The organism is Neochlamydia sp. AcF65 (genome assembly GCF_018342435.1).
Lineage (GTDB): Bacteria > Chlamydiota > Chlamydiia > Chlamydiales > Parachlamydiaceae > Neochlamydia.
On sequence record NZ_JAEMUE010000076.1, the window covers coordinates 1 to 15,462 of the forward strand.

The following is a 15,462-nucleotide window of genomic DNA, read 5'->3' on the forward strand; positions in this document are numbered from 1 at the left end:
AAAGTTAGATCTTACGCTTTCTCTAAATCTCTCTAAATCAATCTCTTCTTGCAAATCAGCAAAATTTTTATCAGTGGTTTTTCTTCTGGCCATTGTTACCTCCTTCTTTTAAAAAGAAGATGATTCTAGATTTATATAGCATTTGTCAAATCTTTCTCATCAAAACGCCCTGCTATGGTCAGTCAGCGTTTAATTTAATTGGATATTAAGCCAAAAAGTTTACCGTGATGTAGATTTAGCTGGACGAGCTTGTTACATTGAAATTGATTTAAGAAGGTTTGAATGCCAAGAATGTTATTGTAACTTAATGGATTTTTAGATTTTGCTTCTCCTTACAGGCACTCTACCAAACTATATGATCAGTAAGTCTATAGATGCTGTCAAAAAACAGCGGCTTCTCTCATAAGCTTAAGGTTTGAGATGAGTGATAAAACGGCTGCAGAGAGTTAACAAAAGGTAGCTACGAACAAACAACACCTACAACCGTTCTATCTACGCAAGTCATCGATATTGATGAAATTGCTATACGCAAAGGGCATAAAGATTTTGCTGTTTTGATTACTGACCTAACCAAAAAGCTTTCTGCAAGCCTACGAGAATTGTTATATAGTAGGAGACAATGCTCTTTATACGCCAGCCACCTTACAAGTTTTTAAAGAAGAACAAAGCTTATTTATCATGCGTGTGCCCATGCAAATCAAAGAGGCTAAAGAGCTCATATTTGAAGTGCCTTACGACAAGACGGTAGCAATAACAGAAGGCTATCGAGCTTTTGAGAGCACCTCTTGCTATGCCGGTGTTGAACAAAGATGGGTAGTCATCTTTAGTCAAGCGGCCTATCAAAGAGAATGCCGTACTTTAGCCAAGCATTATCTTAAGGGCAGTAAAAAAGAATCTAAAGCTTTCTTTAAGTTTATAAAGCAAGAGTTTTCATGCCCCAACGATGCTAAACGCCAATTAGATAAGTTTGCAAAAAAGCTTAAATATATACAAATTATAGGACCTCTTATAGGACCTCAAGTTATAGCCACTCAAAAGCATACTACAGCTGGTCGACCCAAAGCTGGGCAAGCACCTTCTATACTTAGCTATTACCTAGGGGGAACAGTAGCTTGCTCTTCGCTTAATAAGGGAGATTTAAAAAGGAATAAAGAGTTTTTCCGTCTTAGCAATCAATGATATGGATGTAACTTCTTTTCCTGCTCAGGCAGTTTTGAAAACATATAAGGCTTGAGCAAAGTGTAGAAAGAGGATTTAGATTCTTGAAAAGCCCCGATTTTTTTGTCTCTTCTTTCTTTCTAAAAAAGCCATAAAGAATCGAAGCTCTTTTAATGGTAATGACTCTATGCCTTTTAATTTATTTTGCGCTTGAATATAAAATCCGAGAAAATTGCGAGAAAATGGTGAGAACTTCTTAAATCAACTTAAGAAACCTACGCAAAAGCCAACCATCCGCTGGGTATTTTTCTGTTTTCTAGGCCTGCATATGATCTTTATTGAACATAAAAAATTGCAAATTACCAATTTGAAAGAACGTCATAGAATTATCCTTAGATGCTTAGGGCCTCCTTACCAAAAATATATTATTCTGAAATGTGATGAGAAATCACAGATAAACATGTCAAAAAAATTTAATATAAAAAATGCCTTTAAAACAAGTCTGGTGGCATAAAGGTTTAATACAAGCCAGTGCAAATATTGGGGGGTACCTTGCTACAAGATTCTCCACTCCTAGGCTTATTTAAGAGCTATTAAGTTAGTATTACTTGCCTTTAAAAAAGTAAAATTTTGCCATATAATGATTTTTCAATCTATGCCATCCAATTAGATTGGAAAATTATACTCTCCTCAAAGAAAGCTACTTTTTTCTAGGGCCTGTTAAATAAGCCTTTAAGAAGAGGCCTAATAGGTCATTGCAAAATTTTATTACCTTAGGATGATTTCTTCCATATAGGCGGTAGGCGAGCTCTAAGGCTTTGCTAGTATGCTCAAATGCCTTTTCTAAATTACCTTGTCGTTGGTAGACCCCTCCTAAATTACTATAACAAATTGCCAGAGTAGAGTGATTTTCACCAAAATGCTCAAGGTTAATAGCTAAAGCTTTCTTAAGATATTCAGTCGCCTTGTCTAAATTGCCTTGCACTTGATAGATTTGTCCTAGATTATTGTAATCGATTGCCACTGTGGGATGATTCTCACCAAAAAGCTTAGCGCTAATCTTAAGTGCTTTGCTGCTATATTCTGCTGCCTTATCTAAATTGCCTTGATCTTGGTAGATTTGTCCTAAGTTGCTGTAATAGCTCGCCATCGTGGGATGATTTTCACAAAAAAGCTTAAGGCCAATAGCAAGGGCCTTGTTGGTATAATCTGCTGCCCTATCTAAATTGCCTTGCTCGTGACAGGCTTGTCCTAGGGTGTTGTAATCTCTTGCCACTGCGTAATGATTCTCACCATAAAGTTTAAGGTCTATAGCAAGCGCTTTATTGATATACTTTACTGCCTTGCCTAAATTACCCTGGCTTTTAAATATTGCTCCTAGATTGTGATAATCGATTGCCACTGTGGGATGATTTTCTTCATAAAGCTTAAGGTTAATAGTGAGTGCTTTGCGGCTGTGTTCTGCCGCTTTGCCTAAATTTTTTTGGGCTTTATAGATTACACCTAGATTACTATAACAAGTAGCTACTGTGGGATGATTTTCTCCATAAAGCTTAACATTAATGGTAAGCGCTTTAGTGCTATGCTCTGCTGCTTGTTCGAGCTTGCCTTGGGCTTGATAGATTACTCCTAGATTGCTATAATCGGTTGCCACCTTTGGATGCTTTTCCCCATAAAGCTTAATATTAATGGTAAGCGCTTTGTTAATAGACTGTGCCGCTTTGTCTAAATGGCCTTGGGCTTGGTAAATTGCTCCTAGATTGCTGTAGCAACTTGCTACAGTGGGATGATTTTCTCCATAAAGCTTAAGGTCAATGTCAAGCGCCTTGGCACTATAATCTAACGCCTTATTTAAATTACCCTGGGCTTTGTAGATTACCCCTAGGTCGCTGTAACAACTTGCCACTGTGGGATGATTTTCATCATAAAGGTTGATGCTAATGGTAAGCACTTTAATGCTATGCTCTGCCGCTTGCTCAAGATTGCCTTGTTTTTGGTAGATTACTCTTAGGTTGTTATACCCTTTTGCCACCTTAGGATGGTTTTCACCAAAAAACTTAAGGTTAATATCTAAAGCTTTCTTAAGATATTTAGTTGCTTTGTCTAAATTGCCTTGCTCGTAATAGGCTTGCCCTAGGGTATTATAATCGATTGCCGCCGTGGGGTGATTCTCACCATAAAGTTTAAGGTCTATAGCAAGGGCTTTGTTGCTATATTCTAAAGCCTTGTCTAAATTGCCTTGATCTTGGTAGATTTGTCCTAGATTGTTATAATACCTTGCCCTCATAGGATGGTTTTCACCAAAACACTTAAGGTCAATAGCAAGCCCTTTAAGGCTATACTCTAACGCCTTGTTTAAATTGCCTTGAGCTTGGTAAATTGCTCCCAAGTTATTGTAATTAATTGCCACCCCTGAATGATTTTCACCATAAAACTTAAGGTTAATGGCAAGCGCTTTGCTAATATACTCTTTCGCTTTGTCTAAATGACGTTGCTCTTTGTAGATTGCTCCCAGGTTACTGTAACAACTTGCTACTGCGGGATGGTTTTCACCATAAACTTTACTTTCAATAGCAAGGGCTTTAATACTATACTCTGCCGCTTGTTCCAATTTGCCTTGAGCTTGATAGATCACTCCTAGGCTGTTGTAACCAGTTGCCACCTTGGGATTATTTTCACCAAAAAGCTTAAGGTTAATGGCAAGTGCTTGGTTAATGCACCCTACCGCTTTGTCTAACTGGCCTTGGGCCTGGTAGATTGCTCCCAGGTTACTGTAACAGCTTGCCACTGCGGGATGGTTTTCACCATAAACTTCACGTTCAATAGCAAGGGCTTTAATACTATGCTCTGCTGCTTGTTCGAGCTTGCCTTGGGCTTTGTAGATTACTCCTAGATTGCTATAATTGGTTGCCATCTTAGGATGATTTCCACCAAAAAGCTTAATATTAATGGTAAGTGCTTTATTAATACACCCTGCCGCCTTGCCTAATTTACCTTGCTCTTCGTAGATTTGTCCCAAGTTACTGTAACTCATTGCCACTCTAGGATGATTTTCACCAAAAAGCTTAATGTTAATGGATAAAGCTTTAATACTATACTCTGCCGCCTTAGCTAATTTGCCTTCGTCTTTGTAGATTTGTCCTAGATTATTATAGCCTCTTGCCACCGTGGGATGATTTTCACCAAAAAGCTTAATGTTAATGATAAGCGCTTTGTTATTATACTCTTCTGCCTTATCTAAATTGCCCTGGTCTTGGTAAATTTTTCCTAGGTTGGTGTAACGAATTGCCATCGTGGGATGACTCTCGCCAAAAAGCTTAATGTTAATATCAAACGCTTTGTTAATATACATTTCCGCTTTGTCTAAATGGCCTTGGTCTCGGTAGATTAATCCTAGGTTGTTGTAATAACTTGCCACACTGGGATAATTTTCTCCGAAAAAATCAAGGTTAATGGCAAGCGCTTTCTCGCTATACTCTACCGCTTTGCCTAAATTGCCTTGTTCCTGGTAAATGATTCCAAGAGTATTTAAAACCTCCGAATCTTGTGGATTTGCTTCTATTGCCCGCAGATACCATTTTTCTGCTTTTTTATTTTGAAAAATCCTTCGGAATATATCTCCTCGCGTTTTTGGTGAATTATCCTTCAAATCAGAAGATCTAAGGTGCTCTTCATTGCCCGCTAAAAATTTTTGGATAGATTGATAAAAAGGAATGAAGATGTGATAGATTTTTTTTATTTTTTTTAATGCTTTATGATCTAAAGCAAACTGCTTTTCAATAAGTTCTTGATTTTCAAATTGAAAAGGTTTGAAGAGAGGATTCATCATTTCTTGTTGGGCCTGATAATGAGAATAAGTTTTAAGACGCATGAATAATGCTAGGCTCATCCATTCCCTTAACCTTTCAGTGGCTCCTTTTGTTATGATCCCTAACTCACTTAGCTTATCAAGCCTAGTGAAAGTATCGAAAGCTGCTACTTTTTTAAGGACAGCTAGTCGATCCAAAGCTAAATGAGGAAAGCGATAAAAATCATTTTTAACTTTAAAAAGCATACCCTCTCTATCTAAATCACCCATTCCTGGATTAAAAGCTATCATATCAGCTAGCATTAGATGCTGCTTGGCTAAATACTGGCGTAGATTAACGCCTTCTTGATAAGTCACGTCAAGGCTTTCTTGAACCTTTTGTCTATATTGCTCAGTTAGCTTCTCATTGCCTAGCAAATGAGTAAAGTTTAGTAATTCCATAGGAAGATGGGGCTCTTTTTCATGCCACCACTGACCTTCTTCATCTTTACCAATATACTGGGCCATCTGTCCAGGAGTTTGGATAAGCTCAAAGTTTTTGCCATTGCCTAAAGGAGTTTTACACCCCTTTCCTTCTACCCCTGCCCCATCAAAGGCAAAGCCCCGTGGCGTCATGGCATCAAAAAAATTGATGGCTTTTAAGCAAGGAATATTTAAAGCAGGAAGAATGGTTTCTCCTAAGTTGATAACTTTTAGATGAAGTAAATTTGTAAGATTCCTAAAGTACTTCCTGTTTACTGGAGTATCTTGTTGTATAAGAATGCCAAATTCTAAGTCCGAATAAGGAGTCATCTCTTCTCTAGCTAGAGAACCAAATCCTATCATAGCATATTCACAAGGCTCAGTATCTAATTGATGCAACGCCTGTAGGATAAGCTGCCCAAAGTAAATTTTTATGTGGCGAGCTATCTCACCATAAAGCTGTCTTACTTCTTGAGAAGAAGGATTCTCTGGCAAAGTTTGTATTTTCTTCTCTATTTCTTCTCTAAAATTTTTTAAGGTGCTGCGATTGCTATCAAATTGTTTCTTCATCGCCTTAGGATCAAAAAGTTTACCGTTACATTGTTTAACAAGTAAATTTTGTAGGTGAGAAAGTCTAGTTTTAATGATTTCTTGTCTTTCCTGAGGAGCTAGGCGTAAAGCATAATTGTAAAGGCCCGCCGCTTGCAAAAGCGTTTCTGACGTCTCTTTTCTTAAATAAATATCACCTAATCTTTCTATACAAAGGCTTTCTTGAATAAGGTCTTTCTCTTCAACAGCACGTTTTAAAGCTTGAGTGTAGGCTTCTTCTGCTTCTTTTATTTCCTTGTCAGATAAAAGCTCCTTACTATCCAATGTCTCTAGCGAGCTTTTTAATGCATTCACAGGTAGGGAATTGGAAAGAAAAACAGTAGAAAAGCTTTTCGAATTTAATAAAAGAGGAAGGTCTTGCTTTAAATGCTTCTGCGCATACACAAAGTGGCCTCCTAAGTCCACAATAAAAATGTATTCATTAGGTCTTTCTTTTTGAGGGATAGTTTTCCATTCCTGCGATCTATCCTCTTCAGAGAAACTTGGACCTGAGAAGATTAGCCTATCATGAATCCCGCAAATCAAATGCTCTTCATTAATTGTTACTAGCCTGATAGGAATAGATAAGGCCGAGGCTAATAGATCACCTTCACCTAAGCCACTTACCCAAGCAGCTTTTCTTTTTATTTCTTCGGCTCTTTCACTGTCGGTGTGTTTAACAATATCAGCGAGCACTTGCCTTAAATAAGGAATTTTATCTTTACAATCGTCTAATAAAGGAATTTTTCTAGAAAGACAAGCATAGCTTCCTAAAAAAGCGCTAAAGAAGCAGTCGCCATCACTAGCCACCCCTTTTAATTCAAAGCCTTCTTCTTTTAGATAAGCAGCGGCAGCCTTTACTTTTGCTTTTATCGAATTACTGATGATAGTAGTAGAATCCTGCCATAGAGCCACAGCTATTTGAGTTTCGTCCCACGGGCAAGAGGAAAGCTCTAAAGATTGTAACTTATCACCAGGTTGCTCTTCTTCTTGCGAACCAACTTCAAAGCTTGCTGAATAAAGCTTTTTCCATAAATGGGTTTGTTCAACTAATTGCTTCCATTTTTTACAAACTAGGCTTGCCTGGCATAAGTCTCGAACTCCCAACTTTTCGAAGATCTCTAAGCTAATCTCGGCATAGGGCCCTAATTTCATGCCCTGTTTTCTTTTTTCTATTTCCTTAAATTCAGGAAATATAAAAGAGCTAGTTAATAAATTGTCTAAATTCATTCGTCTATCCGCTTTTTAACTTTACTCGTACTTCAATGCGCGTGTAGCGTTATACGCTCTTCTTCCTAACTATAGCTCACTTGCTTATATTAACAAAAAATTAAGGGTTTTTCCTGCTTTTCTTCTATCTTGTAGCCAGAACCTTTAAAGCAAAACTTCTTTCTACCTCACTAATACCCTGAACAAAAGTTTAATAATCCTGGCTTAATCGCCGTTATGCTGTCTTATCGGTTCAGTGGTTCTACATACCTTTCCGAGGCCTATCGTGCCCAAGCAGGTGCCAAGTTTTCTACATAATACTAGCTGGGGCATTGCATAGCTTGTTTACTGGCATACTATTATCTTCCCCATCTGCCTATTCATATTCTACTTCAAACGATTTGCTACAACTTGCTGGCTCTTAGTTTTTATGCCTGCCTCTTGTACGCTAAGTTAATTGTTGGTAGACAATATGCTTATTATCTTTTGCAAATGAGGATGGGTAAGCAGGCCTATGGGCAATCCTTTCCTCTTGAATTACTAAGGTGAGTTTTATGTAAAAAACATTAAAATTCATTTTAAGCTAGCAGATTATCCCACCCAAATGCTTAAGTTATCAATCAGCTTAGAACACCTCTAAAAAAGCTTTTACATTTTTTCCAAGCTTATTTATCTATGCAAGCAAGATAATCTTATCGCTAAAATTCCTCTTAATCCCCTTGAATATAATCCATTAACCTTCTCTCATTATTTATCTCACTAAAGGAGAAGGATTTCTTTCACGAGAAAAGCGTTGGTGCCAGTAAGGATAGGAGGGCATCCTTTCACTCATCTTGTCAAGCTTGGCCACTTGCTCTTGAGTCAAATTCCATCCTATACTTCCTAAATTTTGCTTAAGCTGTTCTTCGTTGCGTGCTCCTAACACGATGTTAGCGACTGTAGGACGCTGTAATAGCCAATTGATGGCCACTTGAGGAACAGTTTTCTCAGTTTCTTGTGCAACTTCCTCTAAAACATCGAGAACGTCGTATAAGAATTCATCATCAACTTGAGGTCCTCCTATATCACCCCCAGATTTAAGCCTTCCTTCGGGTAAGGGCCTGCCACGACGAATTTTCCCTGTAAGCCTTCCCCATCCTAAAGGACTCCAAGCCATTAAACCGATGCCTTGATCTAAGCCTAGCGGCATAAGCTCTTCTTCATAATCGCGTCCTATTAAAGAGTAATAACCTTGATAAACGACGTAACGAGCTAAGCCATATTTTTCAGAAACGGCTAATGACTTCATCACATGCCATCCTGAGAAGTTAGAACAGCCAATATAGCGCACCTTTCCACTTTGAATTAAATGATCTAAGGCTCCTAAAGTTTCTTCAACAGGAGTGAGCGCATCAAAGGCATGCATAAAGTAGATATCAATATGATCGGTGCCTAGCCTTTTTAAGCTAGCCTCACAAGCTTTTATGAGATGGAAACGGGAAGACCCTTGATCATTAGGCCCTTCACCCATTTGGAACGTGGCTTTAGTAGAAATTAACACCTTTTCTCTTTTACCCTTTAAAGCCTGGCCTAAAATTTCCTCGGATCTACCTTGCGAATAAACATCCGCTGTATCAAACAGATTAAGCCCTTTATCTAAGCAAAGTTCAACTAGCCTAGTCGCTTCTTTTACATCTGTTTCACCCCAGGGCTTAAAAAATTCGTTAGAACCACCAAAGGTAGCTGTCCCAAAGCTTAATACTGGAACTTGAAGGCCCGACTTTCCTAATTGACGATACTCCATACTTAAACCCTCGTGATTTTTTGTTATTCTAGAACTTTAACCATTAAAAATAATTTTTTTGCACAATATTCTTCGTTTCTTCTTTAAGAAGAAAAGAGAAACTCTTAGCAAAAAGCAGGAAAACAAAAACTCTTTATCTTTGGATTAACCTACAAGATGTTCTTCATTCCTTAGTTAAGTGCCTACTTACTCCCTTCCTATCCAGCTTAATTTTGCATCTGCCTTTAGTCTTATTTAATGTAATTTTTTATAAAAATCTATAGATAACTTATAATCTTAAATATCTTTAGCCCTTAAGGTCGATGGTCTAACGCATTTGGATATACATTAAAAAGTCGGGTAAGATAAAATCAAAACATTTAACTTCTTATATTTAAAGCATGCAAGTTCCCTTTATCTCTTTTTTTGTATGGCTCTTAAAAGTATTACCTCCTCGCCACTACCTAAAACGCTCGAGCAGACCTCATTCTCGAAGGCATGTTTTACTTCTGGAAGTGCTTATCGCTTTTGCCCTTACCGGGTTGTGCATCTTTCCTTTAATCTACCCCCAAGTTGTCATCGCTAAATCCCAACGCGAATTTATCAAGAAGATAGAGCTTGATCGCGTAGTGACTTTGCTGTTTGCCCAAATTTATCAAGACTTATTTACTAATAAGATTAACTGGGCAGATATTGAAGAAAAAAAAAGTTTTTCCCTCTCTGCAGAAGATCTTAAAGCGCTTAATCAACAGCAAAGTCTGCCTTTTAAAGGCTCCTATCATTTCGAACCGATCATTCATAAACCTAAGAAAAACACTTCTCAGCAAAAGTCTACCGCCTATCTTATTCACCTTATTTTTAAATTTACTTCCGACCTTACGCCCAAAAATAAAATAAATGTTCAGCAACCCCTCGTTTATAAATATAAAATATTTATTTTGCGTGATCTTAGGGGTTCAAAATTAGCTCCTCAGGATTACAAACAACCTTTTCCCCTTCTATGAAACACAAAAAGAAATTTATGACCTTAATAGAGCTGATGGTTGCTATGGCATTGACCTCATTGCTCCTTACGCTGCTTTTACATTTTTATCGTGATATGGAGTGGTGGAATCAAGATATCAATAAATCTCAAGTTAAAGCTTTTCAGATATTTTATGTGCAAAATCGCCTTTCTGATATTCTTTCTCATGCGGTCTCTCCCCGTACAGAGGAAAAAGATTTTTTCTTTTATACTAGCCAGGATGTGAACGGCTTATTAAAGCCTAATAATCCTAGCTTAGTTTTTACCTACAATTTTGGACCTAACCGTGATCCCTTATTTGCTAATCATGTACTAGGACGCCTGTATGTAGATGTTGATGATAATCTACGTTTAGCCACGCTTCCTTCTCCCAAATTTTGGCCCTCTCTTGCCTCCCTGAAAATGAAAAATGAAATTTTGATGGAAGGTATAGAGTCTTTAGCTTTCAATTTTTATATTCCTCCCCAAAAAGATCGTTCTTTAGTTGGCAATAAAGCACCTCAAGGAAGTTCTAATAAAGATAGTTATCTGTTAGCAGATATTCACCCTGCAGACAGCTGGGAGCACTCGGATTGGAAAAGCGAATATAACCAGTTACCTGCCATGATTAAAATTATTCTAAAAGCTAAAGAGAGAAAAGAGCCGATGACTTTGATCTATCCATTCCCTTTCTCTGATTTTACCATCATCTATAATAAATAAGATTTAAGGTTCACCCATGAATATCCTTATCTATGTCATGAGCCTTTTAATGATGCTTACTTTATTGACTTATGGACGTTTAGAAATCTATCGTAGCTTTGTAATTACTCAAAAAGAGCTGGAGCGTTACAGATCCATGATTGGTCATAGGGCTATCGATAATGGTGCTAAGCAATGGTATGCATGGACTACTTTTTCAAATAAAGAGAATAGCAAAAAAAATTCGGCTCCTAAAGAAGCAAGTCCCCTAATCAATCTCTATTGGTTACTTCATCCAGAAGCTAAAAATTTTTATCCTCAAGTCGAAGCTACTTACCGCGAACTATTAAAAAGGATTATCCAACAAGTTTTTGGCGAGCAAGCAAATTTTAAGGAAGCCTTAAATAGCAATCCTCAACTGGTTGATGAACTTATTCAAGCAATTGAAGCCGCTGGCCATAAATTAGCGCTTGAAAATAACCCTATAAAAACCAAAAATGGCTTAGAAAACTTAGATTTAGGCCAGCCTTTTCTCCAAGATATTTACTATTCATTGCTTAAAGGATACAATTTGAATCCAGCTGTAAATCTAGGAAATAAGCATTTTAATCTGCCTGCCGAAAATATAAATACCCTGGATAGCAGCGAGAATAGGAAATCTTTAGATGAAAACTTTGAAGAATATAAATATAATGCCCATACAATTTCCTTATTGGACTTTGTTACGCTTAACTCTCAAAAGACTAAAATAAGAGTGTATTTAGCCCCTAAAGCTATCCTATTAGCCATTTTTGGAGATCCCTCTACGGTGGAAGAAATCTTACAACAGCGCATCAGTCTTTACTATCAGGTTAAAAAAGCTGAAGATAATCAGCTAGCCACCGAACAATTTAAACATGCCTTTGCAGCACGTGCTATTAATATGCCAGAAACAATGCTAGATTTTACCGTAACAGCTACGGATCCGCGCCACTATAAGGTACCATGAATCTACCCAACATTTTACGACTAGCCCTCGAACAGGAGGCCCACGCGTTAAGGGGAAATGCTTTACAATATGCTACTCAAGAGCTGAGCGAGCGTTATCGCAATGAGAAGCAACGTCAAAAAATTATGCAGAGCAAACAACGTTTTGTTAGCAGCCCCGAGCACCGTATAGCCTACCTACTTTCACGTATGCCAGCAACTTTTGAAGCTATAAGATACGTTTTAAATGAATTAAAAGAGCGTTATGAGGGAGTCTTGGGCTCTGTACTCGATGTAGGAGCAGGCCCAGGTACAGCTATGTGGGCTGTTTCCGAGCTATTTTCGCATGCTTGCAAAATCACTCTCCTTGAGCAGGATAATTTTTTAATTTCTTTAGGCAAAAAATTAGCTTTGCAAGCTAAGACTCTTTTATTCAGAGAGGCGCACTGGGTGGAAGGAGATGTTTTAAAACGAGATTGTTTTCCAGAAAGTGATCTAATCCTTGTATCTTATGCCATGGGAGAATGGCCTCAGCCAGTATGGGAAGAGATAATTAGAAAACTATGGAAAAGTGCTAGGCAAGCTTTGGTCATTATTGAACCGGGCACCATGCTAGGATTTCAGGTGATTAGGCAAATACGCCAGCACCTCATCGACTTACAGGCCCATATTTTAGCGCCATGCCCCCACCAGCATGCATGCCCTATGACAGAAAAAGATTGGTGCCACTTTAGTGTTCGCTTAGAAAGATCCCCCCTTCACAAGCAAGCAAAAGGTGCTCTTCTTGGCTATGAAGATGAAAAATTTTCTTACATCATTTGCACGAAAGCTGCTACCACTTTGCCGGAAGCACGTATTTTACGTCATCCTCACAAGCACTCGGGCCATCTAAGTTTAAAGCTCTGCACGCAAAACGATGGATTAACTGATAGAATAATTTCGCGACGCCATGGAGAGCTCTATAAAAAAGCCCGTAACTTAGATTGGGGAGATAGTCTGTAACCTACATTCTAATATCTTTTTAGACAGCTTCCTCTGTGACTTTGGCATAACAATTAAATGTGCCATTAAAAATAATTTTAATTTATTAAAACCCTTCCCTTTATTTCATCTTATTAATAAATATTTAGCAATGGTTATATACTACAAACAATTACTTAGCCAACCTGCCGATTAAGTAGATAATTTTTTTTTCATTCTTACTTGAACAAAAACACAAATATTCATAGGCTGTGGAAAAAACTTTTGAAGAAAATTGGCATCTGCTATGGCAAAAAATTTCTCCTCACTTTGCAGCCTCTCTAATGATGAAGCACTTTATCACCTTTTAAAAAAAGAACATGATTATTATAAAGACATTTTAACTCTTACTCATTATGAACATGAAAAGTTAATTTCAAAACAGCCTCCTCAGGAAATGCATTCTCTTCTTAGCAAGAAAAAGGCTTTGGTAGCCTGTATACGCGACATCGAAAAAACCTTGACACCCCTTAAAAAGCATTGGATAAATAAATCTTCTCACGACCCTTCTTCTTTGCAAATTAACGAACTGCTGACTTCTTTATGTGATATTCTTAAAGAAATTTTACAGCTCGATCTTGTTAACCAAAAATTGCTAAAAAACCTTCTTTCGCAGCTCCCACAAGTAGAGATGGATGATAAAAAAATCTAAATTTGTTTGACGGAAAATTTTAATATAAAGTTGAGACAACTATAACCCCTACTTTCTAAGATATAAACCTTGATATAGCCTAGGAAAGGATTGGCTTTTTAAATTTTCCTTTCATTAGGGTTTTAGAAATAAACCCCCAGGTATTAAACATACGTATAGTTTACACCTACTAATTTACCATTCCTTCTGCAAGCGCTTTATTTTAATAAAAAACATATAAAAGCAAGCGAAGAGCTAGATAGAGAACGAATTGTTAAATAACCCTTACAAAGCTTTTACAGGGAAGTTAATATGCCTATTGAAAAAGTACTTATCGTTGACGATGAAGCCTTGATAAGGGATTTTTTAGCTGAAACATTAAAAAGAAAATCTTTGGATGTCACGACTGCTGAGGACGGGCTTAAAGCTCTAGCTCTAGTCAAGGAACACCTGTTTGATATCGTTATTACCGATATGAAAATGCCCGATTTAACAGGAATCGACTTACTACAAAAAATTAAAGAAATTTCTCCCCAAACAATCATCATAGTGATAACCGCTTATGGAAGCATTGAAAACGCTGTGGAAGCCATGCGTTTGGGAGCCTACAATTATTTAATCAAACCTTTTTCTCCCGACACCCTAGAAGCAGTTTTACAAAAGGCTCGTGAGCATCTAACCCTTATCCACGAAAATCATTATCTTCGTCAGCAGGGACCAGGTAGCGCCTCCCAATCTCTAGTAATTGGAGACAGCATAGCTATAAAAAAAATCATGGAGGATGTGGTTCAGATTGCTAAAAGTAATGCTAGCGTATTTATCAATGGAGAGTCTGGTACTGGCAAAGAAGTGATTGCGCAAGCCATCCACTTCCATTCGCAACGCTCCCACAAATCCTTTATCAAGGTTAACTGTGCCGCCATTCCTGAAACTTTGGTAGAAGCCGAGTTTTTTGGCCATGAAAAAGGAGCTTTTACAGGAGCGAATGCCAAAAGATTAGGACGATTTGAGCTAGCTAATTCAGGTACTCTTTTACTTGATGAAGTAACAGAAATTCCTATAATTCTTCAGGCCAAGCTTTTGCGCGCTATTCAAGAACAAGAATTTGAGCGTATTGGGGGAACAAAAGCGGTTAAAGTGGATGTAAGGATCATCTCGACTTCTAATCGTGATATCAAGGAGGCTATCTTTCATAAACACCTGCGCGAAGATCTTTATTATCGCTTAAATGTCATCCCTATCCATCTACCGCCTTTAAGGGAGAGAAGAGAGGATATTATTCCATTAGCCAGACATTTTCTGGAAAAATTTTGCAATGAAAACCATAAAGAAAACAAACAGCTTTCCTTAGAAGCAGAGAAAAAACTATTAGCTTATCCATGGCCCGGCAATGTACGCGAGCTTGCTAATATTATCGAACGAGCAGTGGTAATGGATAGCACCAACAAAGTTTTGCCTGATCACCTATTCATTGATCTTCAAGCAAGTTTTAAACCAGAAAAATCACAAGCAGAAAACAAAGAATTTCCTACAGGGCTTTCCTTACAAGAGCTTGAAAAGCGCTTAATTATTGAGACTTTCCATCAACAAGATAATAACCCAACCAAAACTGCTAAAATTCTAGGAATAAGCACACGTAAGCTACGCAATAAGCTCCAAGAGTATAGTCTTTTAGAATTAGCCGAATAAGGGCTAATTTTAGAACATCTTTAGAAAAAGCCTTTAGAGATTTTGTAAAAAAGCTGGGTCGTTTGGGCTTGTGCTTCCCCTCTTGTCTCCCGAAGAGATTAATATTTGGATAATTTTTCTATTATATCTTCTAAAAACCTATGAGTGCATAACCAAAAAAGAAATCAACCTTTTCCCAAGCTGCCCCCCCTCCAACGAGCTTTTTATTGAGTAGAGGATGACACGCTTAAAAAAGCTCACGTCTGCATACCTAACCCTCTAAAAGCTGTCTCTTTAGCTAATAAAATATTTTTATTGGATTAAGCGATTGCATAAAGAGGAGCGTAAAAGCGTCTTGCATAAAGAGTTGCCAAAAAGGGAATTACTCAGGGTTAACGCATTATAAATAAATTTTTTAAAAGTTCTTCTCTGTAAGTAATATTACATGCAGCTCTCAAGCGCTTTGCTTGCAAAGATGCTTTGCG

10 protein-coding genes are annotated in these 15,462 nt (G+C 37.7%); 8 read left to right on the forward strand and 2 right to left on the reverse strand.

The genetic code is table 11. The features are described from left to right. Positions 1-202: 202 nt before the first annotated feature. On the forward strand, positions 203-319 hold the full coding sequence (locus NEOC65_RS10110; RefSeq protein ID WP_213156334.1) for a transposase family protein: 117 nt from the start codon (positions 203-205) through the stop codon (positions 317-319). Positions 320-678: 359 nt separating this feature from the next. Then, positions 679-1,179, forward strand: coding sequence for a hypothetical protein (locus NEOC65_RS09325; protein WP_213156330.1), 501 nt, complete (start codon positions 679-681; stop codon positions 1,177-1,179). Between the two features lie 679 nt (positions 1,180-1,858). Here the strand turns inward: NEOC65_RS09325 and NEOC65_RS09330 are convergent. Further along, positions 1,859-7,246, reverse strand: a complete 5,388-nt coding sequence (locus NEOC65_RS09330; protein ID WP_213156331.1) for a tetratricopeptide repeat protein — start codon at positions 7,244-7,246, stop codon at positions 1,859-1,861. 730 nt (positions 7,247-7,976) lie between these two features. Continuing rightward, positions 7,977-9,008, reverse strand: a complete 1,032-nt coding sequence (locus NEOC65_RS09335) for an aldo/keto reductase (RefSeq protein WP_213156332.1) — start codon at positions 9,006-9,008, stop codon at positions 7,977-7,979. Positions 9,009-9,388: 380 nt separating this feature from the next. Between NEOC65_RS09335 and NEOC65_RS09340 the strand changes: the two genes are divergently transcribed. The 6 genes from NEOC65_RS09340 to NEOC65_RS09365 all read left to right on the forward strand — a co-directional run bounded on the left by NEOC65_RS09340 (position 9,389) and on the right by NEOC65_RS09365 (position 14,998). Further along, positions 9,389-9,991, forward strand: a complete 603-nt coding sequence (locus NEOC65_RS09340; RefSeq protein ID WP_166158556.1) for a type II secretion system protein — start codon at positions 9,389-9,391, stop codon at positions 9,989-9,991. Positions 9,992-10,008: 17 nt separating this feature from the next. Then, a complete protein-coding gene (locus tag NEOC65_RS09345; protein ID WP_213150952.1) occupies positions 10,009-10,713 on the forward strand; it encodes a hypothetical protein in 705 nt (234 codons plus the stop codon). Between the two features lie 16 nt (positions 10,714-10,729). After that, complete coding sequence (locus tag NEOC65_RS09350; RefSeq protein WP_213156333.1) at positions 10,730-11,680, forward strand: hypothetical protein; 951 nt, start codon at positions 10,730-10,732, stop codon at positions 11,678-11,680. Beyond that, positions 11,677-12,660, forward strand: coding sequence for a small ribosomal subunit Rsm22 family protein (locus tag NEOC65_RS09355; protein ID WP_213150954.1), 984 nt, complete (start codon positions 11,677-11,679; stop codon positions 12,658-12,660). The genes NEOC65_RS09350 and NEOC65_RS09355 overlap by 4 nt, the downstream gene beginning before the upstream one ends. 265 nt (positions 12,661-12,925) lie before the next feature. Beyond that, a complete protein-coding gene (gene flgN, locus NEOC65_RS09360) occupies positions 12,926-13,330 on the forward strand; it encodes a flagellar export chaperone FlgN (RefSeq protein WP_166158568.1) in 405 nt (134 codons plus the stop codon). Positions 13,331-13,621: 291 nt separating this feature from the next. Beyond that, entirely contained in the window at positions 13,622-14,998 is a 1,377-nt protein-coding gene (locus NEOC65_RS09365; protein ID WP_213150955.1) for a sigma-54-dependent transcriptional regulator, read from the forward strand. Positions 14,999-15,462: the final 464 nt, after the last annotated feature.

What these genes read in the sequence shown, in the direction of transcription:
- NEOC65_RS09325 (WP_213156330.1), top strand. Translation starts at nt 679, where the DNA reads ATGCGTGTGCCCATGCAAATCAAAGAGGCTAAAGAGCTCATATTTGAA.
- NEOC65_RS09330 (WP_213156331.1), bottom strand. Translation starts at nt 7,246, where the DNA reads ATGAATTTAGACAATTTATTAACTAGCTCTTTTATATTTCCTGAATTT.
- NEOC65_RS09335 (WP_213156332.1), bottom strand. Translation starts at nt 9,008, where the DNA reads ATGGAGTATCGTCAATTAGGAAAGTCGGGCCTTCAAGTTCCAGTATTA.
- NEOC65_RS09340 (WP_166158556.1), top strand. Translation starts at nt 9,389, where the DNA reads ATGCAAGTTCCCTTTATCTCTTTTTTTGTATGGCTCTTAAAAGTATTA.
- NEOC65_RS09345 (WP_213150952.1), top strand. Translation starts at nt 10,009, where the DNA reads ATGACCTTAATAGAGCTGATGGTTGCTATGGCATTGACCTCATTGCTC.
- NEOC65_RS09350 (WP_213156333.1), top strand. Translation starts at nt 10,730, where the DNA reads ATGAATATCCTTATCTATGTCATGAGCCTTTTAATGATGCTTACTTTA.
- NEOC65_RS09355 (WP_213150954.1), top strand. Translation starts at nt 11,677, where the DNA reads ATGAATCTACCCAACATTTTACGACTAGCCCTCGAACAGGAGGCCCAC.
- flgN (WP_166158568.1), top strand. Translation starts at nt 12,926, where the DNA reads ATGGCAAAAAATTTCTCCTCACTTTGCAGCCTCTCTAATGATGAAGCA.
- NEOC65_RS09365 (WP_213150955.1), top strand. Translation starts at nt 13,622, where the DNA reads ATGCCTATTGAAAAAGTACTTATCGTTGACGATGAAGCCTTGATAAGG.